Raw genomic sequence first — 24,659 nt, forward strand, 5'->3', positions numbered from 1 at the left:
ATATTCATCAACGAGTGCCCACACAGATTGATAGGTTTAAATTGTTAAAGAGCTTCTCTTCGTTGTGACTTACATCACTTCGGAAGAGGCGGCCATTCTAGCTATTTAATTCTCAGTGTCAAACACTTATTCGGAATTATTTTCTACTTTTAAAAAGCAAAAGCGAATCATCGCTTAAAGCTAGTTGCCTTACTAACATTCTTCGCTGAAGCCTTATGGCGTCAGCCGTGTCAGTGAGGCGGCATTATAGAGATGCAGCTCTCATTGGCAAGCATTAAATACGTTTTTTATTTAAAAAAGAGGTTAAGTGAAGACATTTCAACCAAGGGCTTATTTATACAACTTTCAACCCAAGTTTCGAACAAACTACCCACAAGAACCTGTGGGTAACTACTCACCATTATCAAAAAAGTAAGATAAACGAGCCCTAGGGTTTAGATATTCTCTAACTTGCTCCGGTAACTTGCTTGGATGAACTGCATTGACAATTTTTATCTCTTTAGTAAATAGGTCAATGATCGGGGCTTGGGTTCTTGGAACGCTAGGATCATAGATCAGTACGTTCGGATAAAGCATATGTTTGGCATTAACCGAAATCACGATTCCAATTGATTCATTGGAAAGCTGCACGACAGTACCCGGCGGATAGACTCCCATGAACTTAACCAATAGACTCAAATTATCCTGACTATATAGATGTTTGCAGTTCTTATATAAGTGGGACAATGCCAAGTATGGGATCATTTGTTGAGATTGCGCTTTACCATGACAAAGATTATCGAATGCGTTAGCCACTGAAACTATTTTGGTTAGTTCATCTATCTCTTCTTCTTTTAAGCCTTCAGGATAACCAGAGCCATCATTCATTTCATGATGTTGAACGATTACTTTTTTGGCACTTTCAGGAAAGTCATCAATTCCAGAGACAATATCAGCACCATATTTCGTATGAAGTTTTAGGTAATTCTCTTCCGGTGCTGTCAGCGTACTCTGCTTTCTAAGTATTGCAGCTGGTATTTTGATCTTTCCTACATCATGGAACAAAGCAGCAAAAGAAAGCGCTTTCAATTGTTGAGTATTGTAGCCTTTAGCTTTACCTATCATTAACGCAACGACAGAGACATTTAATGTATGAAAGTAAATGTCTTCAAAGTCAGCTTTAGCATTCATAAGATGTAAGGTAACGCTATCGTCACTTGCCAGTATTTCAACAATATCATCAACTAGACTTTTAACCTCTCCTACCGCATCTATAGGTCGGTTACGAATTTTTGTCATTACTGAACGCATTCGAGCAAGCGAGCGCTCGAACTCTTTCTCACAATGACTGACTCTACGACGGTAAGAGCTTAGGGTTTCGATACGTTCATGCTTATCTTTCCACATCCTTTCAGTTTCAAGGCTTATCTGTAGATCTGAATCGGCCCCTTTATCTATCTCGTGATTAGAAGGTAAAGGTGCAGTATCGCTTTGACTTAGATTTATATAGACATGCTTAATCCCAAGATGCCGAATTATTTTCACTTGAGCGTCATCTTTTATTTTGAAGCTGTTGAATAAAAATGGGTGTTCGTTCCATTTTAGGGGGAGTCGTATGTGTAGGCCGGGCTGGATGCGATCTACAGTAATCTTTATGCTGCCCATATTTATATAATATTGATTAATAATCTATATTTATAATTCTAATAAAACCACACGGGAATTTCACTATCCAATTTCACAGGTTCAACTTAAAGAATCACAATGCACCATCCAACGAATACCGAACTTATCTTCCACTTTACCAAATCTAGCGCCCCAAAACGTATCTGCGAGTGGCGTCATTATTCGCCCCCCTTGTTTAAGCTTCTCAAAAATTTTCTCTTGAGTCGCGGTATCCTCTGTAACCAAGGAAAGTGCCAGATTGTTCCCTTCAAGTTCTTTAGCTTTAACGCCATCAGACATCATGAGCTTCATACCAAATGCTTCGAACTCAGCGTGCATAACCCAACTAGGTTGTGCCCCCTCTATTACCTGAGGAGCATCACTAAAGAGTTGCTTCGATAAAACAACACCACCAAAGCATTTATGATAAAAATCTAACGCTTCACTACAACGACCATCAAAAAACAAGTAAGGGGTTACTGTCAGCATATGTTTCTCCTCTATTAGTCCTTTAAACATAGACAATAGACGTGAGAATGACAGATAACATTCTGATTTAAGATAATTAATTTACTAAGGAATCGAATTGCGAAGGGAAACGGTGAGATTTAGGAATGAAACCACAAGATCTGACTGATTGAAAAAGCGTTTCTGTCGTTAATACAAAGGTAAGCTTTTCTATTCTCCAGATACAACAAAGCCCCAACTTTCGTTAAGGCTCTATCTTAAAATATGGTGCCTGTAGGCGACTTTACTGGGCTTGCATCCAAGCCGACACGCTGGGTTAGGAATTCACAAATGTCCAAAACGACGAAAGGTCGCTATAAAAGCGACCTTTCTATATTTGGTACCGGTAGGCGGACTTGAACCGCCACGCCCGAAGGCAACGGATTTTGAATCCGTCGTGTATACCAATTTCACCATACCGGCATTATCTTGGGGCATTGCCCTTTCGATGTCTGGCATTATACGTATGCGAACTGATGTGGCAAGTATAAAAACTTGAATTCATGTGTGTTTGCCGATAATTTCGCCACTAAGTCATAAGCTGTGCGTCATGTCTCTTTTCAGGCCAAGCCTTAAACTATATTCTGACGCCTCAATTTTTAAAGAAGTAATAACACCATGACATCAACAAACACTCTGCCACCAGCTGGGGTAATGCGCCGATTTGGTGCCTTGTTCTATGACGCACTCATTGTAATCGCTATTGAAATGATGGCTGCCGGCATCATTGTTGCTCTACTGCACGCGCTCATGGCTCTTGGTATTTTTAACCATAGCGGTTATGCCGATGTCAGTGACTTCTTAACCAACCATCCAATTTGGAGCCCGACGTATACTTTTTACTTAGTCATCGTTTGGGTGTACTTCTTTGTCTTCTTCTGGACTAGAGCTGGTCAAACACTAGGCATGAGGGCCTGGAAACTGCGCGTTCAAAACAAAGATGGCTCTGCGATCACAATAACTCAAGCACTAATACGCTTAGGTACTTCGGGATTTGGACTAGCCAATTTATGTGTTCCATTCGATCCTCAGAAACGTGGCTTTCACGATATCTGGGCAAAGACCGAAGTCGTTGTGTTGCCAAAGGCACAATAATGCTATTAAGCGAACTTAAAGCAAGATCAAAAAAGGAAGGCTTAACGCCTTCCTTTATCATTTATAGTTTCCGCCTCAAGAGCATGATGGCAATTCCGAAAAATACCACGCTAGGGGCTATCGCACCAAAGGCTGGTGGTATTTGATAAACCAAGCTGATTGGACCAAAGAACTCGCTGGATATATAGAAAGTAAAACCAGCAATCACACCAGAGAGAATCCTTGCACCCATGGTCACGCTACGTAGAGGACCAAAGATAAACGACAACGCCATCAACATCATGACCGCTATCGAAATAGGTTGAGTAATCTTCCTCCACAAAGCTAGCTCATAACGTGCAGCATCTTGCTCTGATGCTTTGAGATAAGAAACATAATCATACAAGCCACTTAACGACAGCTCCTCCGGTTTCACCGTCACTATCGCGAGTTTGTCTGGAGCTAACGATGTTTCCCAAGAAAAAGTCGGTAAATTCTCTTTAGTGACCTGAATTTCATTCTCAAAAGAGGTGACCTCAACATCGCGCATTGTCCAAACGTTGTCTCCAACGTAATCGACTTCTTTTGAGTATATGGCCGTTTTCAGAGCCTTGTTCTCATCATAGCGCCACATGTTCAAACCATAGAGCTTATCATCGTCTATTTTAACAATGAAAATAAAGTCGTTGGCATCTCGAGCCCAAACACCGCTTTGAGTAGAAATAATACTACCACCAGCAACCGAGATGGTTCTTAAGTCACGAGCCATCTTCTGCGCTTGCGGAGCTCCCCACTGCCCAAGCAATGTCACTATCACCATTAACGGAATCGCAGTCTTAAGTACCGATAAACCAATATCTAACTTAGAGAAACCCGCGGCTTGCATAACCACAAGCTCAGAACTCGCAGCAAGCATACCAAGCCCAATCAATGCACCAAGCAATGCCGCCATTGGGAAGAACATTTCGATATCACGAGGAATACTCAATAAAACGAAATACAACGCTTGTAATAGATCGTATGTACCACGACCTACCTTCCGCAATTGCTCAACGTACTTGATAATTCCAGAGAGACCGACAAACGTCACCAATACCAGTGACGTGGTCGCGATGATGGTTCTGCCTATATATAAATCGAGAATCTTAAACACGGCTTAAGCCAACCTCTTATTCTTGAATTTTTCTTTCAAACGCCTAACAGGCACACTATCCATAAAGTTGGCACCAATCGCGACAAACAATAATAATGCATTGATTGGCCACATGCCTATTGCAGCAGGAATGTCCCCTTCTTCAATTGAAGATTTGGTTGCACTGATTGCCAAGAAGTAAGTCAAATAAATCAGGATTGCCGGACCTATTTTTGCAAAACGACCTTGTCGTGGATTAACTGCTGACAGCGGTACAACGAGCATAGTCAACAATGGGATACACAACACCAGTGACATGCGCCACTGCAATTCAGCCTTGGCACGATTATCTTGATTTCCAATAAGATCAATAGTTGGAATCGCTTCCCACTCTCGACCTTTCTTCTCTACTTCACGCTGACCAATTAAGCCTTCATACTCTTCAAAGTGCGTCACTCTATAATCAAGGCGAGAAGGCACTCCTTCATGACGAGTACCATCGTACATCACAATAACTTGGCGGCCATCGCTCAATTCTTTTACGTCTCCCGACTTAGAGAACATCACACTAGGAAGCACTGAGTCACGAGGTCGCATTTGAGAAACGAACACATTGTCTAATTGATTACCATCGATACCCTCTATAAACACAACTGAAGAACCATCGGGAGTCCTTGCAAATTTGCCTTTGGGTAGTAAATCGACGCTGTTCTCTGCAGCCACTTCCTCATACATTTGTTCTACTTTATCTTGTGACCACGGAGACAGCCAAAAGGAGTTAAAAGCAGCGACAGTTGCGGTAATCAACGCCAGATAAAGTGCTGATTGGATGAGGAATTTATTGCCAATACCCGTAGCATTCATCACCACAATCTCACTTTCGGCATAAAGGCGGCCAAAAGTCAGCAAAATGCCAATATAGATACTAAGTGGAAGCATCAAGAGCCCCATCGCTGGCATATTTAGACCCACGATCGATAATACAAGGCTTGCTGGAATATCACCATCAGAGGCGTCGGCTAAAACACTGATGAACTTTTGGCTGAGAAACACGAGAAAGAGAACAAAAAATATCGCAAATTGGCTCTTGATTGTCTCTCGGATCAAATATCTAACAATAATCACGCTCAAATTACCTATACAAAACTTGTTTTTTTGATTGAATCACTATAATTTCCCGTTGAACCTTTTATTTTTTAAATTTTTAGCTAAGTGTTAACGTTCTTCTTTAAGGTCAGTTCCATTATAGGATCCAACAAGTAAGAACCCATTATCCAACATTTAGTTCGATTTGTCTTCAGGATGTAGGAGTACGCATGGAGTTCAGTGTAAAAAGTGGCAGCCCAGAGAAACAGCGCAGCGCATGTATCGTTGTCGGTGTATTCGAACCGCGCCGCCTTTCTCCAGTAGCCGAGCAGTTAGATAAGATTAGCGATGGCTATATTAGTTCACTGCTTCGTCGCGGTGATCTAGAGGGTAAACCTGGCCAGATGCTACTACTGCATCAAGTACCTGGTGTACTTTCAGAACGTGTTCTGCTTGTAGGCTGCGGTAAAGAACGTGAGCTAGGCGAGCGTCAATATAAAGAAATTATCCAAAAAACCATCAGCACACTAAACGAAACGGGTTCTATGGAAGCAGTATGTTTCCTGACTGAACTGCACGTTAAAGGTCGTGATACTTACTGGAAAGTTCGCCAAGCAGTCGAAGCGACTAAAGATGGCCTTTACACTTTTGATCAATTCAAGAGTAATAAACCAGAGACTCGTCGTCCACTACGTAAACTGGTATTCAACGTACCAACTCGTCGTGAATTGAGCCTTGGTGAGAAAGCAATCTCTCACGGTCTTGCGATTGCTTCAGGTGTGAAAGCGTCTAAAGATTTAGGCAACATGCCACCTAACATCGCAAATCCTGCTTACCTTGCTTCTCAAGCTCGTCGCTTGGCCGATGATTACGAGACAGTGAAAACTAAGATCATTGGCGAAGAAGAGATGGAAAAGCTGGGTATGACTTCATACTTAGCGGTAGGCCGTGGTTCTAAGAACGAATCTATGATGTCTATCATGGAATATAAAGGTGCTGCTGACCCAGATGCAAAACCGATTGTTCTAGTCGGTAAAGGTCTTACTTTCGATTCAGGCGGTATTTCGCTTAAGCCTGGTGAAGGTATGGATGAGATGAAGTACGACATGTGTGGTGCGGCTTCTGTATTCGGTACAATGAAGGCACTAGCTAAACTGAACCTACCGATTAATGTAGTTGGTATCCTAGCAGGTTGTGAAAACATGCCAGGCAGCAATGCTTACCGCCCAGGTGATATCCTAACGACCATGTCAGGCCAAACAGTTGAAGTGTTAAACACAGATGCTGAAGGTCGCTTGGTTCTATGTGATGCGCTTACTTACGTTGAACGCTTTGAACCAGACTGTGTTGTCGATGTAGCAACACTCACTGGCGCGTGTGTGATGGCGTTAGGTCACCACATCAGTGCTGTACTGTCTAATCACAACCCACTATCTCACGAGTTAGTTAATGCTTCTGAGCAAGCAAGTGACAGAGCATGGCGCATGCCAATGGCCGATGAATACCATGAGCAACTAACGAGTCCATTTGCAGATATGGCAAATATCGGTGGCCGACCTGCTGGTACAATCACAGCAGCATGTTTCTTATCTAAATTTGCTAAAAAGTACCACTGGGCACACATTGACAGTGCCGGCACAGCTTGGAAGTCAGGCGCAGCGAAAGGCTCGACAGGTCGTCCTGTCTCAATGCTTGTCCAATTCTTATTGAACCGCAGCGGCCATGAGACTGAAGAGCAATCTTCAAAATAATAGAAAGGGCCTACGGGCCCTTTTTTAATAAGCGTTATTTGCTAGCTCCTGTTGACCAAGTAACATTGGTTTCCACGATTCCAAGTTCGAGTATTCAGTATGCAGACTGCCACATTTTACATTGTGTCTTCAGACAGCCCACAAGCCAGCGAAGAGGGTTTTGCTCACTACGTGTTGTTTCTTGCTCAGCATTTTGCAAAACAAGGCGCTAAACTTTATCTCAACTGTAACGATAAAGTTCATGCTGAGCGTATCGCTGAAGTTTTTTGGCAGGTAGAGCCTACTGAATTTCTCGCGCACAACTTGGCTGGCGAAGGTCCAAAATATTCAACGAATATTGAGATAGGCCATCAAGGAGTCAAACCTAATTGGAACCGCCAATTGGTAATAAATCTGGCCGATAATCATACAACCTTTGCGAACGCCTTTGCTCAGGTGATAGACTTCGTTCCTTGCGAAGAAAAAGCTAAGCAACTCGCTCGAGAAAGGTATAAAATTTACCGTCAGGCTGGATATCAGCTACAAACTATCGAGATTCAACATCCATAGTCAAACCTCATAGTTAAAGCTATCTTTGGATTTAGATTCAAGAAGCTTCACTTATGAAGTTTGACCACGATTAACCATTCACAGTATCCGTTATAAGAGCACTATGGAAAAGACATACAACCCAACATCAATCGAACAAGCTCTGTATAAGACTTGGGAAGAGAAAGGCTACTTTAAGCCACACGGTGACACATCAAAAGAAGCTTACAGCATCATGATCCCGCCACCGAACGTCACTGGTAGCCTACACATGGGTCACGCGTTCCAAGATACGATCATGGATACACTTATCCGTGCTCAACGTATGAAAGGCAAAAACACGCTTTGGCAAGTGGGTACTGACCACGCTGGTATCGCAACTCAAATGGTTGTTGAGCGTAAGATCGCTGCTGAAGAAGGCAAAACAAAACACGACTACGGCCGTGAAGCTTTCATCGACAAGATCTGGGAATGGAAAGGCGAATCAGGTGGCACGATCACTCAACAACTTCGTCGTCTTGGTGCATCTGTAGACTGGGATCGTGAGCGATTCACTATGGATGACGGCCTATCAGCTGCGACTCAAGAAGTATTTGTTCGCCTATACGAAGAAGACCTAATCTATCGTGGTAAACGTCTAGTAAACTGGGATCCTAAACTGCACACTGCAATTTCTGATCTTGAAGTTGAAAACAAAGACAAAAAAGGTTTCATGTGGCACTTCCGCTACCCACTAGCGAATGGTGTTAAAACCGCTGATGGCAAAGACTACATTGTCGTTGCAACTACACGTCCTGAAACCATGCTTGGTGATACAGGCGTTGCAGTTAACCCTGAAGATCCTCGCTACAAAGATCTTATCGGCAAAGAAATCCTGCTTCCTATCGTAAATCGTCTTATCCCTATCGTAGGTGATGAGCACGCTGACATGGATAAAGGCACGGGTTGTGTGAAAATCACGCCAGCTCATGACTTTAACGATTACGAAGTGGGCAAGCGCCATAGCCTACCAATGATCAACATCCTAACGTTCAACGGTGATATCCGTGACGCGGCAGAAATCTTCACAACGAACGGTGAAGAAAGCGATGTGTACTCAACAGAGCTTCCAGCAAAATACCAAGGTATGGAGCGTTTTGCCGCTCGTCGTGCAACGGTTGCTGAATTTGAAGAGCTAGGCCTACTTGAAGAAATCAAAGATCACGATCTAACCGTTCCTTACGGTGACCGTGGTGGCGTGGTTATCGAACCAATGCTGACGGACCAATGGTACGTACGTACAGCGCCTCTTGCTGCTCCTGCTGTTAAAGCCGTTGAAGATGGTGAGATCCAATTCGTACCTAAGCAGTACGAAAACATGTACTTCGCGTGGATGCGTGACGTGCAAGACTGGTGTATCTCTCGTCAACTTTGGTGGGGCCACCGTATCCCAGCATGGTACGACAACGATGGTAAAGTTTACGTAGGTCGCACTGAAGAAGAAGTTCGTGAAAAGAACAACCTTTCACCGGTAATTGTTCTTAAGCAAGACAACGACGTTCTTGATACATGGTTCTCTTCTGCACTTTGGACGTTCGGCACACAAGGCTGGCCTGAAGATACTGAAGCAATGAAAACATTCCACCCATCAGAAGTACTAGTATCTGGTTTTGATATTATCTTCTTCTGGGTTGCTCGTATGATCATGATGACCATGCACTTCGTGAAAGACGAAGACGGCAAGGCTCAAGTACCTTTCAAAACAGTTTACATGACGGGCCTTATCCGTGATGAAAACGGCGACAAGATGTCTAAATCGAAAGGTAACGTACTTGACCCTATCGATATGATTGACGGCATCGGCCTTGAAGAGCTAGTAGAAAAGCGTTGTGGCAACATGATGCAACCTAAACTGGCTGCTAAGATCGAAAAAGCAACACGTAAGACTTTCGAAGATGGTATCGAACCATACGGTACTGATGCACTGCGTTTCACTCTTGCTGCTATGGCTTCAACTGGCCGTGACATCAACTGGGACATGAAGCGTCTTGAAGGTTACCGTAACTTCTGTAACAAGCTATGGAACGCAAGCCGTTACGTACTGATGAACACAGAAGAGCACGATTGTGGCATGTCACTGTCTGTTGAAGACCGTGCAAACATGGAATTCTCTCTAGCAGACAAGTGGATTGAATCTCAGTTTGAAGTTGCAGCGAAAGAATTTAACGCTCATCTAGACAACTACCGTCTAGACATGGCAGCAAACACGCTTTACGAATTCATCTGGAACCAATTCTGTGACTGGTACCTAGAGCTAACTAAACCTGTTCTTTGGAAGGGTACTGAAGCTCAACAACAAGCGACTCGTTACACGCTTATCACGGTTCTAGAGAAGACTCTGCGTCTTGCTCACCCTGTTCTTCCTTACATCACTGAATCTATCTGGCAAAGCGTTAAGCCGCTAGTAGACGGCGTTGAAGGCGAGACCATCATGACTCAAGCGCTTCCTCAGTTTAATGAAGCTAACTTCAATGCTGAGATCGTTGACGACATCGAATGGGTTAAAACTTTCATCACAGCTATCCGTAACCTACGTGCGGAATACGACATTGCACCAAGCCAAGGCTTAGAAGTAATGATCAAAGTCGCTGATGAGAAAGATGCAGCTCGTATCGAAGCAAATAAGATCGTTCTTACTTCTCTAGCTAAGCTAGACGATATTAAAGTTCTAGCAGACGGCGAAGCGACTCCAGCTTGTGCAACTAAACTTGTTGGCAAATCTGAGCTGATGATCCCAATGGCGGGTCTTATCGACAAAGATGCTGAGCTTGCTCGTCTAGATAAAGAAGTAGCGAAGACTCACGGTGAGATTAAGCGTATCGAAGGTAAGCTAGGTAACGAAGGTTTTGTTGCTAAAGCACCAGAAGCGGTTATCGCGAAAGAGCGTGAAAAGCTTGAAGGCTACCAAGAAACTCTTGTTAAGCTAGAAGAGCAAAAAGCGACAATCGCTGCTCTTTAAAACTGAATGAACGAGGAGGTTTCGAACCTCCCGCTCTAGACAAAAAGGTTGGCCTTCATGGTCAGCCTTTTTTTGTGCCCTAAGTTCCAGTCCAATCAACCTCACTCCAGCTTATTGATAGCTTTTGCCTATCAAAACAATCTTAACTTCCCATTAGATTTAATGATAATAATTCTCAATAATAGTTCTATCGAAACAACACAACGACTGAGTAATTATCATGAAAAAGACACTAACCTTTGCTGCATTACATTTTACTATCGCATTTAGTGTCGCTTACGTACTAACTGGCGACATCTTAATTGGTAGCTTAATCGCTATGATTGAGCCTTCTGTGAATACCGTCGCCTTCTATTTTCATGAAAAGGCGTGGGCTCAAGTTCCAGCGCTTAAAGCTCGTCAGTGGATGACAAAGTTAAAAACAGCAAGCTTCGCTACTATCCACTTTAGTGTTGCCTTTACTGTTGTCTACTTATTGACTGGCGACGCCTTTGTTGGTGGTGTGATGGCAACGTTAGAACCCGCTTTGAATACTGTGGCTTACTATTTCCATGAGAAGGTGTGGTTACGAAAAGCAGAAAGCAAAGCAGCACAACCACAGTTTTGTTTGCACCAACATGCTTAACCTAAACAGTTTACTGTTGACATGGTTGCGATTCGCAATTAAATTATAGTTGTACATCGCAACTATACTGAGAGGCAACATGACTTCAGCACAACTTAGAGAATTATCACGTCAACTCGTTCGACAGCTTGGAATGCTCGACAAAGATTGTGGTGTTATTGCCCTACCTCCGATTCAAGCTCATACACTGATTGAACTAGAACAGCAGCCATTAACCGTGAACCAATTAGCGGATAAGCTCAATATTGATAAATCCAACGCCAGTAGAGCAGTCAACAATCTAGCGAAGAACTCGTTAATTCAAACCTCACCACACCCCAACGATAAGCGTAGTGTTGTAGCATCAGTAACAGAGCAAGGGATAAACACTCTTGCCAAACTTCACAATCAACAAAATCAATTTTATGACTCGGTACTTGAGCGTTTAACGGAAGCGGAAACTCAACAAGTTTCGGGGGGAATCGAGCACTACCTTAAAGCACTGCAACAAAGCCACGCTTCAATCGATGTGGTGGTTCGCCCCCTACAACAGCAAGACAACACCGTAGTGGCCAATGTGATTCGCCAAGTCTCTTATGAAAACGGGCTAACTGAAGATAAAGGTTATGGTGTGGCTGATCCCACCTTAGAAGACATGTTCAGTGTTTATAACAATGAAAGATCTCAGTATTGGGTGATTGAACTTGATGGAAAGGTTGTTGGTGGTGGTGGATTTGCACCATTAGCAGGTATGCCTGAAGTCTGCGAACTGCAAAAAATGTACTTCTTGCCAGAAACAAGAGGCAAAGGCTTAGCGAAGAAGTTGGTTAATATGTCGATGGAGAAAGCTAAGGAACTGGGTTATCAACATATGTATCTGGAAACGACCGAATGCCTTAATGCCGCCGTTAAACTTTACGAAAAATTGGGCTTTGAACACCTTGATTCAGCTTGGGGAGAAACAGGCCATGACGCTTGTGAGGTTGTCATGGCCAAAACGCTATAATGTGTTTTTGAAATAGGGTGAGCGTCGGCAGTTCATTAGATGACAAGCGAGTGAGCAAATTGATTCATTACGTAACGGGCTAATTGAATAACCGCTAGTTACGCAAAAAGTTACTCACGCAAGAGGCTGGATTCAAGGCTACGAAAGAACTCTCTTTTTGCCCATCGAGTTCCACTTCTAATTGATATAAATGCTTAGGGTTGGGCTTCTCAAGGTTAAATACCATTGGAGCCTCAACCTGAAACACAACACCCGTATGTTCTGCTCGCACATCAATCGGCATCACGAGAGTCATACCATTAAATTTGATTGATGCCGATATTAACCCCGGCTTTAGCGTTTGATAGATAACATCTACTTTAAACTCACAGCCACCACCGTGATGCCAGATTTGCTCGGTGACAACTTGCTCAAGCTTGACGTTACGAACGAACTGAAGATATGGAGCTTGCCAGATTCCGATACGAGAATCTGATTTAGCGACGACCTGTGAAGAGATAGAGTCATCCATATCCTCTTCAAGCAACAGGCTCTCCTCTTCTTCAAGGAAAAGGATCTCAAAACGATTTCGACCAGGCTGCATATAAGGACGAATGTCCTTGCGATATTCGGCTTCGCTGCCATCACAGTCAAACACGGCAACGCCATTGAGTCGCACTTCTGCAAAGTAGTCAACGCCTGCGACGACTAGCTCAACAAATGGGCATGCCAACATGGCATCATCCACTTCGATGTCATGCATCAGGTGCCATTCTTGCTCTGCGATTTCCTCTTCACTCAAGCTATTAGGGAGCTTTGAGCTTAATGGAGCAGGAAAGGTAATGTCATCTTGTGGGATAGAGAGATCCGTCAGTGGCGAAATTTGCCAAAGACCATCGAGAGGTAGCCGCATGTCATTCCTTGAGCTAGATCAATTTTGACCGCATTATAATGAATGAATGCATATAAAGACATTTATTTTTCTGAGGACAAAAAAATGCCAGCTCAAGGCTGGCATTCTTTAAAACTGGGAGAGATTACTCTTCGTCTTCATCATCTTCGTCAGGGTAGATAGCATCTTCACCTTCGTAGTAAGTGCCCCAACCGTCGTAGATAATGTCAAACTTCTCTGCAAGATTTACAAGCTTCTCAACTTGCTCATCAATCGCTTCTGCGTTCAGAGTACACTGCATCGTTGCATCACAACAAAGTAGCTTGTTGCCATCTTCGTCTTCTGTCTCTTCAGCTTCAAGCACTTCAAAGCCCATTTTGAATGCTTCAACAACGGCTTTCTCAAGTACTGCGAAATCTTCAGCGAATAGGTGATGCTCGATATCGTATAGAGCTTCAGGATCGCTACCATCTTCGATTAGTGCTTCAATGATGTCGCGAGTCTCTCCTTTTTGAAATTCAATTAATTCCGCTACTGATAGATATTCATCTTCGTGAGACATGTGTCTGCTCCAGAGTGTTGACTGTGAAAAGATCAAATTTGATTGCCACGAAATATGGCACGGATCGCCTAGAAAAGCCACCTAGATCAGGCGCAGAAGAGTAAGTTTATCGCTAGATAACAGAAGGGATATCAATTAAAAAGTGAAATCAAAATCACAGAAACAAATTTTCAACATATTATTAACTACCGTGTGTTTTAGCATTTCATTTTTATTGTTACTTTTAGCCTTACTCCTTCAAAATTGAGTGGTTAGTCATATCAGATGCATACTGCCGAACACTTCATCGATGCATAAAACCTCACTTATAAGTAAGTAACTGCATAAATTTTGAATGAAAAATCACGTTCACCAAGCAAAGTGGATTATCAAATCACTGAAATTAGAGCATAGATCCGCAAAAAGTTTGTTCCAGAACTCAGCCTTTCAGTTGGATTTTAATATTAACAATCACAAACAACTCAGCATTTAAAACCAAAAATATCAAAATAACATAACCTTTACACAAGTTTCAAAACTTGCATATTACGAACAAGCTTGTCATAAATAGACGCTGGATTAATAGTAAGGATGCAAAATGAGTAAGCTGTACGTTGGCTCCGAAGTCGGTCAATTAAGACGAGTTCTCCTAAATAGGCCTGAAAGGGCACTCACCCACCTCACCCCTTCTAACTGTCATGAGCTACTCTTTGATGATGTACTTGCAGTAGAAGCAGCAGGTGAAGAACACGATGCCTTCGCGACAACACTTCGTAACCAAGACGTTGAAGTGTTATTACTGCATGATCTACTGGTTGAGACACTCGCTGTAGCACAAGCTCGTGAGTGGCTGCTTAATACTCAAATCTCTGATTTCCGTTACGGCCCTACATTCGCACGTGATTTAAGAGAGTACCTTGCTCAAATGGACAATGAGCACTTGGCGACGATCCTACTTGGTGGTTTAGCCTACTCTGAGCTTCCTATTAAATCTTCTTCAATGCTACCGAAGATGCACCGCCCACTTGATTTCGTTATTGAACCGCTACCTAACCATCTATTTACCCGCGATACTTCTTGCTGGGTTTATGGCGGTGTCTCTCTTAACCCGATGATGATGCCTGCTCGTCAACGAGAAACGAATCACTTGCGAGCAATATATCGCTGGCACCCTGTATTCGCGGGGCAAGATTTCATAAAGTACTTCGGTGATGAAGATCTTCATTACGACAACGCCAATATTGAAGGTGGTGATGTACTGGTAATCGGTAAAGGCGCTGTTCTTATCGGTATTTCAGAGCGTACCAAGCCACAAGGTGTCGAAAACCTAGCTGCGAGTTTATTCAAGTCAGGTCAAGCTAAAGAAGTGATTGCGATTGATTTACCGAAGCACCGCTCTTGTATGCACCTTGATACGGTAATGACACACATGGATATCGACACATTCTCAGTCTATCCAGAGATCGTTCGTAAAGACCTAGATACTTGGCGCTTAACGCCAAAAGAAAATGGCGAAATGCGAGTAGAGAAAGCTGAAAACTACCTAACAGCGATTGAAGGCGCACTGGATCTCGATCAACTGAAGATCATCACAACCGGTGGTGATAACTACGAAGCTGAACGTGAGCAGTGGAATGACGCTAACAACGTACTGACGGTGAAACCGGGTACGGTTATCGGCTATGAGCGTAATGTTTACACCAATGAAAAATACGACAAAGCAGGTATCGAAGTTCTGACGATTCCGGGCAATGAGCTAGGTCGTGGCCGAGGTGGCGCTCGCTGTATGAGTTGTCCTATCGAAAGATACGGTATCTAAGCCACAAAACTCAATAAAGCGAACACACTAACTTATCTAGGCCAGTACCATTGTACTGGCCTTTTTTATCAAATTAATAAAATAAATATTCACAAATATAGCATTTTTATGTTTAACTGGGTTCTTCATTGATTCTATATACGCAAGGAGCGAGAGATGGCCTTTAATCTTCGCAATCGTAACTTTCTAAAACTTCTCGACTTTACTCCTAAAGAGATTCAGTTTTTACTCGACCTGTCTGCCGACCTTAAAAAAGCTAAGTATGCAGGTACAGAGCAGAAAAAGCTTAACGGTAAAAACATCGCTTTGATCTTTGAAAAAGCATCCACTCGAACTCGATGTGCTTTTGAGGTAGCTGCTTTTGATCAAGGCGCTCAAGTCTCTTATTTAGGCCCTTCTGGTTCTCAGATTGGTCAGAAAGAATCAATGAAAGATACGGCGCGTGTATTAGGTCGCATGTACGATGGCATTGAATACCGAGGGTTTGGCCAAAGCATTGTCGAAGACCTAGGCGCTTATGCTGGTGTACCGGTTTGGAATGGCTTAACCGATGAGTTCCACCCCACTCAGATCTTGGCTGATTTCCTCACTATGCTTGAGCATGGTCGCGGTAAACATCTGCATCAAATCAGCTTTGCTTACCTTGGTGATGCACGTAACAACATGGGTAACTCTCTGTTAGTGGGTGCCGCGAAAATGGGCATGGATATTCGCCTTGTCGCGCCAAAAGCATTTTGGCCAGAAGAGCACCTTGTCGAAGAGTGCCAAGCTATCGCGCAAAGTACAGGTGCAAAAATCACGCTGACAGAAGACGTTGCCGAAGGTGTGAAAGGCTGTGATTTCCTTTATACCGATGTTTGGGTTTCTATGGGTGAAGCGCCAGAAGCTTGGGACGAACGTGTTGCTGTAATGACACCTTACCAAGTGAATATGAATGTCATTAAGCTCACAGGTAACCCTCAAGTGAAATTCATGCATTGCCTGCCCGCTTTCCACAACAATGAAACCGTGATCGGCCAGCAAGTTGCAGACAAATATGGAATGAACGGCTTAGAAGTCACTGACGAAGTCTTTGAATCGGATTACTCAATTGTATTTGATGAAGCAGAGAATCGCATGCATACCATCAAAGCGGTAATGGTTGCGACTCTGGGCCAATAGCGAATACTGAAAGTAAACAAAAGCTTGATGTAATCGCTTGCGCTCACAAATTGAAAGCGTATAATTCTCGGCAATTTGTCTGAGAGTAGTGAAAATGACGCCAAGCAATGTTGTGATAAAACATAATGATATTGTGAAAACACATAATAAAATTGTGAAAACACCAAATATTGCTCGCAAGCTAGCATGCTTGCCAGGCCGTCTATTCTGCTTTTCAGCACTTTTTTAAAGCCTCCCATTATGGGGGGCTTTTTTATGGCCAATACATTATTGTGGGGAAGAAGATCATGGCGAATACGCTCTATCAAAAGCACATCATCTCAATTCCAGAGCTTTCTCGTGAAGAGCTAGAATTAATTGTTCAAACGGCAGGTCAGCTAAAGGCTGAACCAAACCCAGAACTCATCAAGAACAAAGTTGTTGCCAGCTGCTTCTTCGAACCTTCAACGCGAACTCGTCTCTCTTTTGAAACGGCTATTCAACGCATCGGTGGTGATGTGATTGGTTTCGACAGTGGTGGTAACACCTCACTGGCGAAGAAAGGCGAAACGCTAGCAGACTCGGTACAGGTTATCTCTTCATACGTTGATGCTTACGTAATGCGTCATCCTCAAGAAGGCGCAGCGCGTCTGGCTTCTGAGTTCTCTAACGGTGTACCTGTTATTAACGCAGGCGACGGCGCAAACCAACATCCAACACAAACGCTATTAGACCTGTTCTCTATCGCCGAAACTCAAGGCCGCCTCGACAACCTTAACGTTGCATTCGTTGGTGACCTTAAGTACGGCCGTACGGTTCACTCGCTAACTCAAGCACTAGCTAAATTCGACAACATCTGTTTCTACTTCGTTGCTCCAGAAGCACTGGCAATGCCTGACTACATTTGTGAAGAGCTTGATGAAGCGGGCATCAAGTACCAACTGCTGACAGACATGGAGGATGTGATTCCAGAGTTGGATGTTCTGTACATGACTCGAGTTCAAAAAGAACGTTTTGATGAATCGGAATACGCACACATCAAATCAGCGTACATCCTGACGGCTCCGATGTTGGAAAGTGCACGTGATAACCTAAAGGTTCTTCACCCTCTTCCTCGTGTTGATGAAATTACTGTCGATGTCGATAAAACACCTTACGCTTACTACTTCCAGCAAGCAGAGAACGGTGTTTATGCACGTGAAGCATTGCTAGCCCTTGTTCTTAACGAAACGCTGTAGAGGAGAGATATCATGTCTAAAGAGACTCAATTAAAAGTTGAAGCAATCAAGAACGGAACGGTTATCGACCATATCCCAGCCAATATCGGGATCAAGGTACTCAAACTGTTCGACATGCATAACTCTAATCAGCGAGTAACCATTGGCCTAAACCTTCCATCTTCTGCTCTAGGCGGTAAAGACCTGCTCAAGATAGAGAATGTGTTTATCACTGAAGAACAGGCGAGCAAGTTAGCTCTTTACGCGCCTCACGCGACCGTAAACCAAATCGAAGATTACGAAGTGGTTAAGAAGCTACCACTAGAACTTCCTGAGCAAATCAACGATGTGTTCGAGTGTCCAAACACCAACTGTATTACTCACAATGAACCCGTTGAAAGCAGCTTTAAGATCTTTGAAAAGAAAGAAGATATTCGATTGAAGTGCAAATACTGCGAAAAAGTCTTCTCTCGTGAGATCGTGACAGAAAGATAACGTCATACGGCAACACCGATCGAACGCAAAAACTATTCAATACCTCGCCTGTGCGGGGTATTTTGCTCTTTACCTATCCTAAGTTTGAAGGCACACTAAAAATCGCTTTTTATCCAATAACTGATGGAATAACCAATGACTAAAGTACTTCACACAGAATCTGCTCCAGCTGCAATCGGCCCATACGTACAAGGTGTTGACCTTGGCAATATGGTTCTGACTTCTGGTCAAATCCCAGTAAACCCAGCAACTGGTGAAGTATCTGCTGATATCGCAGTGCAAGCTCGCCAATCTCTAGACAACGTTCAAGCGGTTGTTGAAGCTTCTGGCCTGACTGTAAAAGACATAGTAAAACTAACGGTATTCGTTAAAGACCTAAACGACTTCGGTACAGTAAACGAAGTTTACGGTAAATTCTTTGATGAGCACGGTGTTGCAAACTACCCTGCACGCTCATGTGTTGAAGTAGCGCGTCTGCCAAAAGATGTAGGTATTGAGATCGAAGCTATTGCGGTTCGCAAATAGGTTTTAATATCTAGAATAAACGGTTTCTAGTAAACAAGTTGGCATAATACTGAGCGTTTATCAGATACAAAAAAGGTTGCCCAATTGGCAACCTTTTTTCTTGTTCATCGTTTCGCTTAGATGATTACTTCTTATTAAGCTCAACCACTTCTTTGTCTAACTCTTCAAGCTTCGCAGCCATCTGCTCACGAGCTAGGTTAGCCAGTTGACGAACATTAGACTTATCGTAATCTTCAGTGCTGATTGGTGGCAGCATTTCAACAATCACATGACCATTGTTCCAACGGTTCAGCTTCACGCCACCTGTTGAGCTACACACGATAGGGATAATAGGTAAGCCAGCGCCAATCGCAGCATGGAAAGCACCCGTTTTGAATGGCAACAAACCACGACCACGAGAACGAGTCCCCTCAGGGAACATCCATACTGAAACATCACTCTCTTTAAGGCTAGTAACCACTTGATCGATCGTACCTACCGCTTTGCTGCGGTTAGCCCGGTCGATTAGGATATTACCCGTCAACCAGTACAGCTGACCAAAAAGAGGCATCCACGCTAGGCTCTTCTTACCAACAGTCACAACCTTAGGTGTTACCGCAGATGAAATCGTGAATAGATCCCAGCTATTTTGGTGGTTTGCAACGTAAACATGTTGGCCACGAGAGTAAGCATCTTCCGGGATACGAAGCTCTAACTTCATACCAAAGATTTTCGACATGCGACCGAAATAACGACCAAAGGTAAATACGTGTTTCGGGTTACGTGGGCTTAGTAAACAGTAACCACACCCAAATACAAACATAAGAATCGCAAATATCGCCACTGCGAAAATACGTAATATTGCTATCATTTTGTTCCTCACAACCACCAAGTTGATTCATCTATTTGCACAACATAGGCAATAGATTCACTGGCGGTAAATACAACTATAAAAAAGCCGAAACCAAGGTTCCGACTTTTCTGTTTTCATCTTACTGATTCATGAACTCACTAACCTAAGTTAGTTCGACTCGCTAAACCGTGTAATGTTTGCGCCTAAGGCTGACAATTTATCTTCAATCTTATCGTAGCCACGATCGATGTGATAAATACGGTCAACGATGGTTTCACCTTGAGCGATACAACCAGCAATAACAAGGCTCGCAGATGCGCGAAGGTCCGTTGCCATTACTTGAGCGCCGCTCAATTTTTTGGTTTCACCACAAATAGCAGTGTTGCCTTCTATTTCCGCTTTTGCTCCCATTCGCTGTAGTTCAGGAATGTGCATAAAGCGGTTTTCAAAGATAGTCTCAGTGATTACACCACTGCCCTTCGCCATCATGTTAAGCAGGGTAAACTGTGCTTGCATGTCGGTTGGGAAGCCTGGGTGAGGTGCCGTTACGATTTTCACCGCTTTCAACTCACGATCAGTCATATCAAGGCTGATCCAACCTTCGCCCGTTTCAACCTTCGCTCCCGCTTCTTCAAGCTTCGCTAAGGCAGCTTCAAGAAGATGAGCGTTGGTGTTGCGACAAACCACTTTACCGCCAGAAACCGCAGCAGCAACCAGGAAGGTACCCGTTTCAATACGGTCTGCAACCACAGAGTGTTGGCCACCACCAAGACGCTCAACGCCTTCGATAGTAATCGTATCTGTACCTGCACCAGAAATTTTAGCACCTAGTTTATTTAGGAAATCAGCCGTATCAACAATCTCAGGCTCACGCGCTGAATTATCTAACACAGTTGTACCTTCCGCTAGCGTTGCTGCACACATGATAGTAATGGTGGCACCCACACTTACTTTATCCATCACGATGTGCGCGCCTTTCAAACGGCCGTCAACACTTGCTTTTACATAACCATCTTCCAACTTAATAGTCGCACCTAGTTGCTCTAGGCCATGGATATGTAAATCAACAGGTCGAGCACCAATTGCACAACCGCCCGGAAGTGACACTTGGCCTTCACCAAAACGAGCGACTAAAGGACCTAAAGCCCAAATAGAAGCGCGCATTGTTTTTACTAAATCGTAAGGTGCACAAAATTCATTAATTTCGCTGCCATCAACATGAACACTACCATTGCGTGATACTTTTGCGCCTAAACGCTTAAGCAATTCCATCGTAGTATCGATGTCACGTAGGTGAGGAACATTACTCACTTCAACCGGCTCTTCAGCTAGAATTGAAGCAAATAGGATTGGTAGGGCTGCATTTTTTGCGCCTGAGATCGTCACTTCACCGCTTAGCGGCTTATCCGATCCAATAACTCGAAACTTTTCCATCATAAACCTTAAAGTGACATCAGTTTCTTATCACGTTCCCACTCTTCCGGCGTGAAAGCCTTAATAGAAAGAGCATGGATATCATTGCGTTGAATGTATTCCATTAGTGGGCCGTAGATTAGTTGCTGCTTCTTAACTCGATTCATGCCGTCAAAACATGGATCAACCGCAACAACTTCGTAATGACTGCCTTCACCCTTCACGATAATTTCCTGAAGGTTCAGAGCCTCTGCTAATAATTCTTGTACTTTTGTGCTGTCCACAAATAGCTCCTGCCTAATTTTTTATGTGTTCTGCCATCATTGGCTGGATATTGCTCAATTGGAACAACGTTCGTAATTGTTCTGGCACGAAACTGAGCATTATATGACAGTTTTGATTTTTTGCATGCTCTAATAAGTGAATTAGCATCACCATTCCTGCTGAATCGACTCGATTTATATGGCTAAGGTCAATTTCAACGCTCGATTCCGTCGTTTGCCACTTTTCCAATATACGCCAGATTGCAGGTACACTATCTCGATCTATATCACCAAGAAGTTGATATTCTTTAGAGCTTAGCGCTTGCCATTGAGAATGGCTCATTATTTATTACTCTCAAAACGAATCGGTTGAGAAGCCAGTTTCTCGAGTTCGTCAGCTACTTGTAAGATGCCTTCTTGACGAATCTTAGTGTTCCACTCAGACTTCTTACTTGATAACAGGCTTATACCTTCGGCAACCATATCAAATGCCTTCCACTCACCTGACTTCTTATCTTTGCGCAGTTTAAACTCAAGGTTAATGTTTGGTCGAGGCGTATCAATGATATCAACCTTAATACTGGTAATACGGCTATCTGTTTTAATTGTTGGTTCTGGACCAAATTTAATCGTCTGATCTGTATATTGAGTTAACACTTGAGCATAAGAAGAAACGAGATATTTACGAAATGCATCAATAAATACGCGCACGTCTCCTCTATCAGCACCTTTCAAGTTCGGCCCTAGCAACTTCAGCGCCGCATATTGAGCATTCACATAAGGCATCAACTCTTCTTCCACGATGACCTTCAGTAACTCTGGGTCTTGATGGATATTCTCTTGCTCGTTCTTCAAACGGGCGAAAGCCTCTTCCGCAACTTGAGTCATCATCTGATAAGGCTGAGTTCGGTCAATCGGTTTTGCCGAAAAAGCTGGAGTCGACATCAGTAAAGCGACTGCTGCCAGAAACCATATTTTCAATAAGTAATTAGTCTTCAATAAATTATTCGTCTTTAACATGAGCCTACTCCTTAGCTTCGCTATTATCAGAGCCACCGACGCTATACAGCACTTGACCAATCAAATCTTCTAATACTAATGCCGACTTGGTGTCTTCGATAGAATCACCATCAATCAACATCTCTTCATCTTCAAAGATGAAGCCTGGAACTAAGCTGATGTACTGCTCACCGATCAAGCCCGACGTTAAGATTTGAGCACTAGAGGTATCAGGAAATTGTGAGTACTTCGCATCAATAGACAGTTCAACCACAGGAAGGTAGCTCTCAGTATCAAGTTCAATACTTTGAACTCGACCAACAACGACGCCCCCCACCTTTACTGGTGAGCGAACCTTTAGGCTGCCAATATTGTCAAAGGTCGCTTTTAGGTTATAAGTATGGTTTGAACCTATACCTTTTACGTCAGCGACTTGAAAGATCATGATTAAGATTGCGCAAATTCCGGCAATAACAAAGGTGCCGACCCATAATTCTAATTTTCGAGTTTGTTGCATGATTAATTCCCAAACATCAATGCGGTAAGAACAAAATCTAGCCCTAATACCGCTAGAGAAGAGTGTACTACTGTGCGTGTGGTTGCCTGACTAATACCTTCGGATGTCGGTACTGCATCATAACCATTAAAAAGTGCGATCCAAGTTACGGTGATAGCGAAGACCATGCATTTGATCATGCTGTTACCAATATCACGGCCAAGCTCAACGGAAGACTGCATCGCAGACCAGAAACTGCCGTGGTCAATACCTTTCCAATCCACACCGACTAACTGAGCACCCCAAATCCCGACCGCCATAAAGATCATAGCGAGCAGTGGCATAGAAATAAGGCCGGCCCAGAGACGTGGCGCAATAATGCGTTTAAGAGGATCAACCGCCATCATCTCAAGACTAGAGATCTGTTCCGTTGCTCTCATTAAGCCGATCTCAGCCGTTAATGCTGAACCCGCACGGCCAGCAAACAGAAGTGCTGTCACCACAGGGCCCAGTTCCCGTAACAACGAGAGCGCGACCATTTGCCCAAGGTTACCCTCTGCGCCATAGTCGATTAATACGACATAGCCCTGCAGACTGAGTACCATGCCAATAAACAAACCCGAAACTAAAATGATAGCCAATGACTGAACGCCAACGCTATAAAATTGTTTAACTAATAGAGGGAAGTTTTTTAGTTTCGGGATGCCAAACAAAGCCCCAAATAGCATTAGGCTTGCTCGACCAAATGACTCACAGATCGCAAGTGCGCGCTTACCGACACCCGCAATAGTTTTAGCAATCATATTCAAACAAATCCTTTTCTAAGCTATTTGCAGGAAACCTAAATGGCACAGGGCCATCCGATTCACCTTGCAAAAATTGCTGCACTCTTGGGTCGCTGTTGTTGTACAACTCATCAGGAGAACCTGCAGCAATAATTTTCCCATCAGCCATCAAATAAACCCAATCAGCAATGCTCATCACCTCAGGGACATCATGAGAAACGACAATCGAGGTTAAACCCAAGGCTTGATTGAGGTTACGAATCAACTCAACCAAAACACCCATGGTGATTGGGTCTTGGCCAACAAAAGGCTCATCATACATAATAAGTTCTGGGTCCAATGCGATCGCACGGGCCAACGCCGCTCGTCTCGCCATACCACCAGACAACTCACTCGGCATTAATTGCGCCGCGCCTCGCAACCCTACCGCCTCAAGCTTAAGCAATACAATGGTACGAATGAATTTTTCGTTAAGTTCAGTGTGCTCTCGCAAAGGAAACGCCACATTATCAAAGACATTCAGATCCGTGAAAAGTGCCCCCGATTGGAAAAGCATGCTCATTTTCTTGCGTGCTTGATATAGCTTTCGACGTGGCAATGCAGGGATGTTGTCGCCATCAAACCAAATTTCACCTTCATCTGGTGGTAATTGTCCACCGATCAGACGTAATAAGGTTGTTTTACCGATCCCTGACGGCCCCATGATCGCGGTTATTTTTCCTTGAGGAACCTCTAAACTGATGTCATCAAAGATAATTCGCTCACCGCGTGAGAAGCTGAGATTCTTAACTTTCACAAACTCAGTGTTCAACATACTTTTGTTGTTTCCTTGCTTTAAAAACGCCAATTATGGCTGCAATAATAATGAGTCTACTTTAGAATTAAAAGCGCTGTTCAATTAATTATTAAAAACAGAAAACAAAGGCAGGGATT

General features: G+C 43.4%; 25 protein-coding genes and 1 tRNA gene. 11 read left to right on the forward strand and 15 right to left on the reverse strand.

Features of this window, described 5'->3' with window-relative positions; all coding sequences use genetic code 11:
• Positions 1-390 precede the first annotated feature (390 nt).
• From ACED60_RS16180 to ACED60_RS16190, 3 genes are all read right to left on the reverse strand, one after another.
• Entirely contained in the window at positions 391-1,644 is a 1,254-nt protein-coding gene (locus tag ACED60_RS16180) for an HD-GYP domain-containing protein (RefSeq protein WP_009847713.1), read from the reverse strand.
• 81 nt (positions 1,645-1,725) lie between these two features.
• On the reverse strand, positions 1,726-2,133 hold the full coding sequence (locus tag ACED60_RS16185; protein WP_029223884.1) for a VOC family protein: 408 nt from the start codon (positions 2,131-2,133) through the stop codon (positions 1,726-1,728).
• 356 nt (positions 2,134-2,489) lie between these two features.
• A tRNA-Leu gene (locus ACED60_RS16190) sits at positions 2,490-2,574 on the reverse strand.
• A gap of 195 nt (positions 2,575-2,769) precedes the next feature.
• Here ACED60_RS16190 and ACED60_RS16195 point away from each other — a divergent pair.
• Positions 2,770-3,246: an RDD family protein gene (locus tag ACED60_RS16195; protein ID WP_102249060.1), complete on the forward strand. Its 477-nt coding sequence runs from the start codon at positions 2,770-2,772 to the stop codon at positions 3,244-3,246.
• A gap of 61 nt (positions 3,247-3,307) precedes the next feature.
• Here ACED60_RS16195 and lptG read toward each other — a convergent pair whose 3' ends face one another.
• Positions 3,308-4,378, reverse strand: coding sequence for an LPS export ABC transporter permease LptG (gene lptG, locus ACED60_RS16200; RefSeq protein ID WP_017103680.1), 1,071 nt, complete (start codon positions 4,376-4,378; stop codon positions 3,308-3,310).
• Positions 4,379-4,381: 3 nt separating this feature from the next.
• Entirely contained in the window at positions 4,382-5,482 is a 1,101-nt protein-coding gene (gene lptF / locus ACED60_RS16205; RefSeq protein ID WP_009847716.1) for an LPS export ABC transporter permease LptF, read from the reverse strand.
• Positions 5,483-5,673: 191 nt separating this feature from the next.
• Here lptF and pepA point away from each other — a divergent pair, with 191 nt between their 5' ends.
• From pepA to ACED60_RS16230, 5 genes are all read left to right on the forward strand, one after another.
• Positions 5,674-7,194 (forward strand): leucyl aminopeptidase, encoded by a 1,521-nt coding sequence (gene pepA / locus ACED60_RS16210; RefSeq protein ID WP_017097529.1) that lies wholly within the window; start codon positions 5,674-5,676, stop codon positions 7,192-7,194.
• A 99-nt stretch (positions 7,195-7,293) separates the two neighbouring features.
• Entirely contained in the window at positions 7,294-7,743 is a 450-nt protein-coding gene (locus tag ACED60_RS16215; protein WP_371728001.1) for a DNA polymerase III subunit chi, read from the forward strand.
• A 103-nt stretch (positions 7,744-7,846) separates the two neighbouring features.
• Positions 7,847-10,720, forward strand: coding sequence for a valine--tRNA ligase (locus ACED60_RS16220; protein WP_004735333.1), 2,874 nt, complete (start codon positions 7,847-7,849; stop codon positions 10,718-10,720).
• 220 nt (positions 10,721-10,940) lie between these two features.
• Positions 10,941-11,345, forward strand: coding sequence for a DUF2061 domain-containing protein (locus tag ACED60_RS16225; RefSeq protein WP_017103683.1), 405 nt, complete (start codon positions 10,941-10,943; stop codon positions 11,343-11,345).
• A 79-nt stretch (positions 11,346-11,424) separates the two neighbouring features.
• Positions 11,425-12,330 (forward strand): GNAT family N-acetyltransferase, encoded by a 906-nt coding sequence (locus tag ACED60_RS16230; protein ID WP_371728002.1) that lies wholly within the window; start codon positions 11,425-11,427, stop codon positions 12,328-12,330.
• A gap of 94 nt (positions 12,331-12,424) precedes the next feature.
• On the opposite strand, the gene ACED60_RS16235 is transcribed toward ACED60_RS16230, so the two are convergent.
• A complete protein-coding gene (locus tag ACED60_RS16235) occupies positions 12,425-13,222 on the reverse strand; it encodes a hypothetical protein (protein ID WP_102545690.1) in 798 nt (265 codons plus the stop codon).
• A gap of 124 nt (positions 13,223-13,346) precedes the next feature.
• The gene (rraB, locus tag ACED60_RS16240; RefSeq protein WP_004735324.1) at positions 13,347-13,763 is read right to left on the reverse strand and encodes a ribonuclease E inhibitor RraB; all 417 of its coding nucleotides are present in this window, start codon (positions 13,761-13,763) and stop codon (positions 13,347-13,349) included.
• 577 nt (positions 13,764-14,340) lie between these two features.
• Here rraB and arcA point away from each other — a divergent pair.
• The 5 genes from arcA to ACED60_RS16265 all read left to right on the forward strand — a co-directional run bounded on the left by arcA (position 14,341) and on the right by ACED60_RS16265 (position 18,938).
• Positions 14,341-15,561, forward strand: coding sequence for an arginine deiminase (gene arcA / locus ACED60_RS16245; protein WP_371728003.1), 1,221 nt, complete (start codon positions 14,341-14,343; stop codon positions 15,559-15,561).
• A gap of 156 nt (positions 15,562-15,717) precedes the next feature.
• Positions 15,718-16,722 carry an ornithine carbamoyltransferase gene (locus ACED60_RS16250; protein WP_017097535.1) on the forward strand — a complete coding sequence of 335 codons (1,005 nt, stop codon included), beginning with the start codon at positions 15,718-15,720 and terminating at the stop codon, positions 16,720-16,722.
• Between the two features lie 287 nt (positions 16,723-17,009).
• Positions 17,010-17,939, forward strand: coding sequence for an aspartate carbamoyltransferase (gene pyrB, locus ACED60_RS16255; protein ID WP_371728004.1), 930 nt, complete (start codon positions 17,010-17,012; stop codon positions 17,937-17,939).
• Between the two features lie 12 nt (positions 17,940-17,951).
• Positions 17,952-18,413: an aspartate carbamoyltransferase regulatory subunit gene (gene pyrI / locus ACED60_RS16260; protein WP_004735320.1), complete on the forward strand. Its 462-nt coding sequence runs from the start codon at positions 17,952-17,954 to the stop codon at positions 18,411-18,413.
• Between the two features lie 135 nt (positions 18,414-18,548).
• Positions 18,549-18,938 carry a RidA family protein gene (locus tag ACED60_RS16265; protein ID WP_009847729.1) on the forward strand — a complete coding sequence of 130 codons (390 nt, stop codon included), beginning with the start codon at positions 18,549-18,551 and terminating at the stop codon, positions 18,936-18,938.
• Between the two features lie 124 nt (positions 18,939-19,062).
• Here ACED60_RS16265 and ACED60_RS16270 read toward each other — a convergent pair whose 3' ends face one another.
• From ACED60_RS16270 to mlaF, 8 genes are all read right to left on the reverse strand, one after another.
• Positions 19,063-19,788, reverse strand: a complete 726-nt coding sequence (locus tag ACED60_RS16270) for a 1-acylglycerol-3-phosphate O-acyltransferase (RefSeq protein WP_004735318.1) — start codon at positions 19,786-19,788, stop codon at positions 19,063-19,065.
• A 150-nt stretch (positions 19,789-19,938) separates the two neighbouring features.
• Positions 19,939-21,204, reverse strand: coding sequence for a UDP-N-acetylglucosamine 1-carboxyvinyltransferase (murA, locus tag ACED60_RS16275; protein WP_371709901.1), 1,266 nt, complete (start codon positions 21,202-21,204; stop codon positions 19,939-19,941).
• A gap of 8 nt (positions 21,205-21,212) precedes the next feature.
• Positions 21,213-21,467 carry a BolA family iron metabolism protein IbaG gene (ibaG, locus tag ACED60_RS16280; RefSeq protein WP_004738686.1) on the reverse strand — a complete coding sequence of 85 codons (255 nt, stop codon included), beginning with the start codon at positions 21,465-21,467 and terminating at the stop codon, positions 21,213-21,215.
• Between the two features lie 13 nt (positions 21,468-21,480).
• Positions 21,481-21,789, reverse strand: a complete 309-nt coding sequence (locus ACED60_RS16285; protein WP_004735315.1) for a lipid asymmetry maintenance protein MlaB — start codon at positions 21,787-21,789, stop codon at positions 21,481-21,483.
• Positions 21,789-22,466 (reverse strand): phospholipid-binding protein MlaC, encoded by a 678-nt coding sequence (locus ACED60_RS16290; RefSeq protein WP_029223887.1) that lies wholly within the window; start codon positions 22,464-22,466, stop codon positions 21,789-21,791. Before ACED60_RS16290 ends, ACED60_RS16285 begins: the two co-directional genes overlap by 1 nt.
• Positions 22,467-22,470: 4 nt before the next feature.
• Positions 22,471-22,962 carry an outer membrane lipid asymmetry maintenance protein MlaD gene (gene mlaD / locus ACED60_RS16295; RefSeq protein ID WP_102249064.1) on the reverse strand — a complete coding sequence of 164 codons (492 nt, stop codon included), beginning with the start codon at positions 22,960-22,962 and terminating at the stop codon, positions 22,471-22,473.
• Positions 22,963-22,964: 2 nt separating this feature from the next.
• A complete protein-coding gene (gene mlaE, locus ACED60_RS16300; RefSeq protein WP_029223888.1) occupies positions 22,965-23,744 on the reverse strand; it encodes a lipid asymmetry maintenance ABC transporter permease subunit MlaE in 780 nt (259 codons plus the stop codon).
• The gene (gene mlaF, locus ACED60_RS16305) at positions 23,734-24,540 is read right to left on the reverse strand and encodes a phospholipid ABC transporter ATP-binding protein MlaF (protein WP_371728005.1); all 807 of its coding nucleotides are present in this window, start codon (positions 24,538-24,540) and stop codon (positions 23,734-23,736) included. Before mlaF ends, mlaE begins: the two co-directional genes overlap by 11 nt.
• Positions 24,541-24,659: the final 119 nt, after the last annotated feature.

The organism is Vibrio sp. 1F279, assembly GCF_041439815.1.
Taxonomy (GTDB): Bacteria; Pseudomonadota; Gammaproteobacteria; order Enterobacterales; family Vibrionaceae; genus Vibrio; species Vibrio tasmaniensis_A.

Excerpts from the sequence above, each read along its gene's own strand:
- ACED60_RS16265 (WP_009847729.1), top strand. The coding sequence starts at position 18,549 with ATGACTAAAGTACTTCACACAGAATCTGCTCCAGCTGCAATCGGCCCA.
- ACED60_RS16250 (WP_017097535.1), top strand. The coding sequence starts at position 15,718 with ATGGCCTTTAATCTTCGCAATCGTAACTTTCTAAAACTTCTCGACTTT.
- arcA (WP_371728003.1), top strand. The coding sequence starts at position 14,341 with ATGAGTAAGCTGTACGTTGGCTCCGAAGTCGGTCAATTAAGACGAGTT.
- ACED60_RS16230 (WP_371728002.1), top strand. The coding sequence starts at position 11,425 with ATGACTTCAGCACAACTTAGAGAATTATCACGTCAACTCGTTCGACAG.
- murA (WP_371709901.1), bottom strand. The coding sequence starts at position 21,204 with ATGGAAAAGTTTCGAGTTATTGGATCGGATAAGCCGCTAAGCGGTGAA.
- ACED60_RS16185 (WP_029223884.1), bottom strand. The coding sequence starts at position 2,133 with ATGCTGACAGTAACCCCTTACTTGTTTTTTGATGGTCGTTGTAGTGAA.
- ACED60_RS16180 (WP_009847713.1), bottom strand. The coding sequence starts at position 1,644 with ATGGGCAGCATAAAGATTACTGTAGATCGCATCCAGCCCGGCCTACAC.
- ACED60_RS16290 (WP_029223887.1), bottom strand. The coding sequence starts at position 22,466 with ATGTTAAAGACGAATAATTTATTGAAGACTAATTACTTATTGAAAATA.
- ACED60_RS16235 (WP_102545690.1), bottom strand. The coding sequence starts at position 13,222 with ATGCGGCTACCTCTCGATGGTCTTTGGCAAATTTCGCCACTGACGGAT.
- pyrB (WP_371728004.1), top strand. The coding sequence starts at position 17,010 with ATGGCGAATACGCTCTATCAAAAGCACATCATCTCAATTCCAGAGCTT.
- ACED60_RS16285 (WP_004735315.1), bottom strand. The coding sequence starts at position 21,789 with ATGAGCCATTCTCAATGGCAAGCGCTAAGCTCTAAAGAATATCAACTT.
- ACED60_RS16195 (WP_102249060.1), top strand. The coding sequence starts at position 2,770 with ATGACATCAACAAACACTCTGCCACCAGCTGGGGTAATGCGCCGATTT.
- ACED60_RS16215 (WP_371728001.1), top strand. The coding sequence starts at position 7,294 with ATGCAGACTGCCACATTTTACATTGTGTCTTCAGACAGCCCACAAGCC.
- ACED60_RS16270 (WP_004735318.1), bottom strand. The coding sequence starts at position 19,788 with ATGATAGCAATATTACGTATTTTCGCAGTGGCGATATTTGCGATTCTT.
- mlaE (WP_029223888.1), bottom strand. The coding sequence starts at position 23,744 with ATGATTGCTAAAACTATTGCGGGTGTCGGTAAGCGCGCACTTGCGATC.
- ACED60_RS16220 (WP_004735333.1), top strand. The coding sequence starts at position 7,847 with ATGGAAAAGACATACAACCCAACATCAATCGAACAAGCTCTGTATAAG.
- mlaF (WP_371728005.1), bottom strand. The coding sequence starts at position 24,540 with ATGTTGAACACTGAGTTTGTGAAAGTTAAGAATCTCAGCTTCTCACGC.
- mlaD (WP_102249064.1), bottom strand. The coding sequence starts at position 22,962 with ATGCAACAAACTCGAAAATTAGAATTATGGGTCGGCACCTTTGTTATT.
- pepA (WP_017097529.1), top strand. The coding sequence starts at position 5,674 with ATGGAGTTCAGTGTAAAAAGTGGCAGCCCAGAGAAACAGCGCAGCGCA.
- rraB (WP_004735324.1), bottom strand. The coding sequence starts at position 13,763 with ATGTCTCACGAAGATGAATATCTATCAGTAGCGGAATTAATTGAATTT.
- pyrI (WP_004735320.1), top strand. The coding sequence starts at position 17,952 with ATGTCTAAAGAGACTCAATTAAAAGTTGAAGCAATCAAGAACGGAACG.
- ACED60_RS16225 (WP_017103683.1), top strand. The coding sequence starts at position 10,941 with ATGAAAAAGACACTAACCTTTGCTGCATTACATTTTACTATCGCATTT.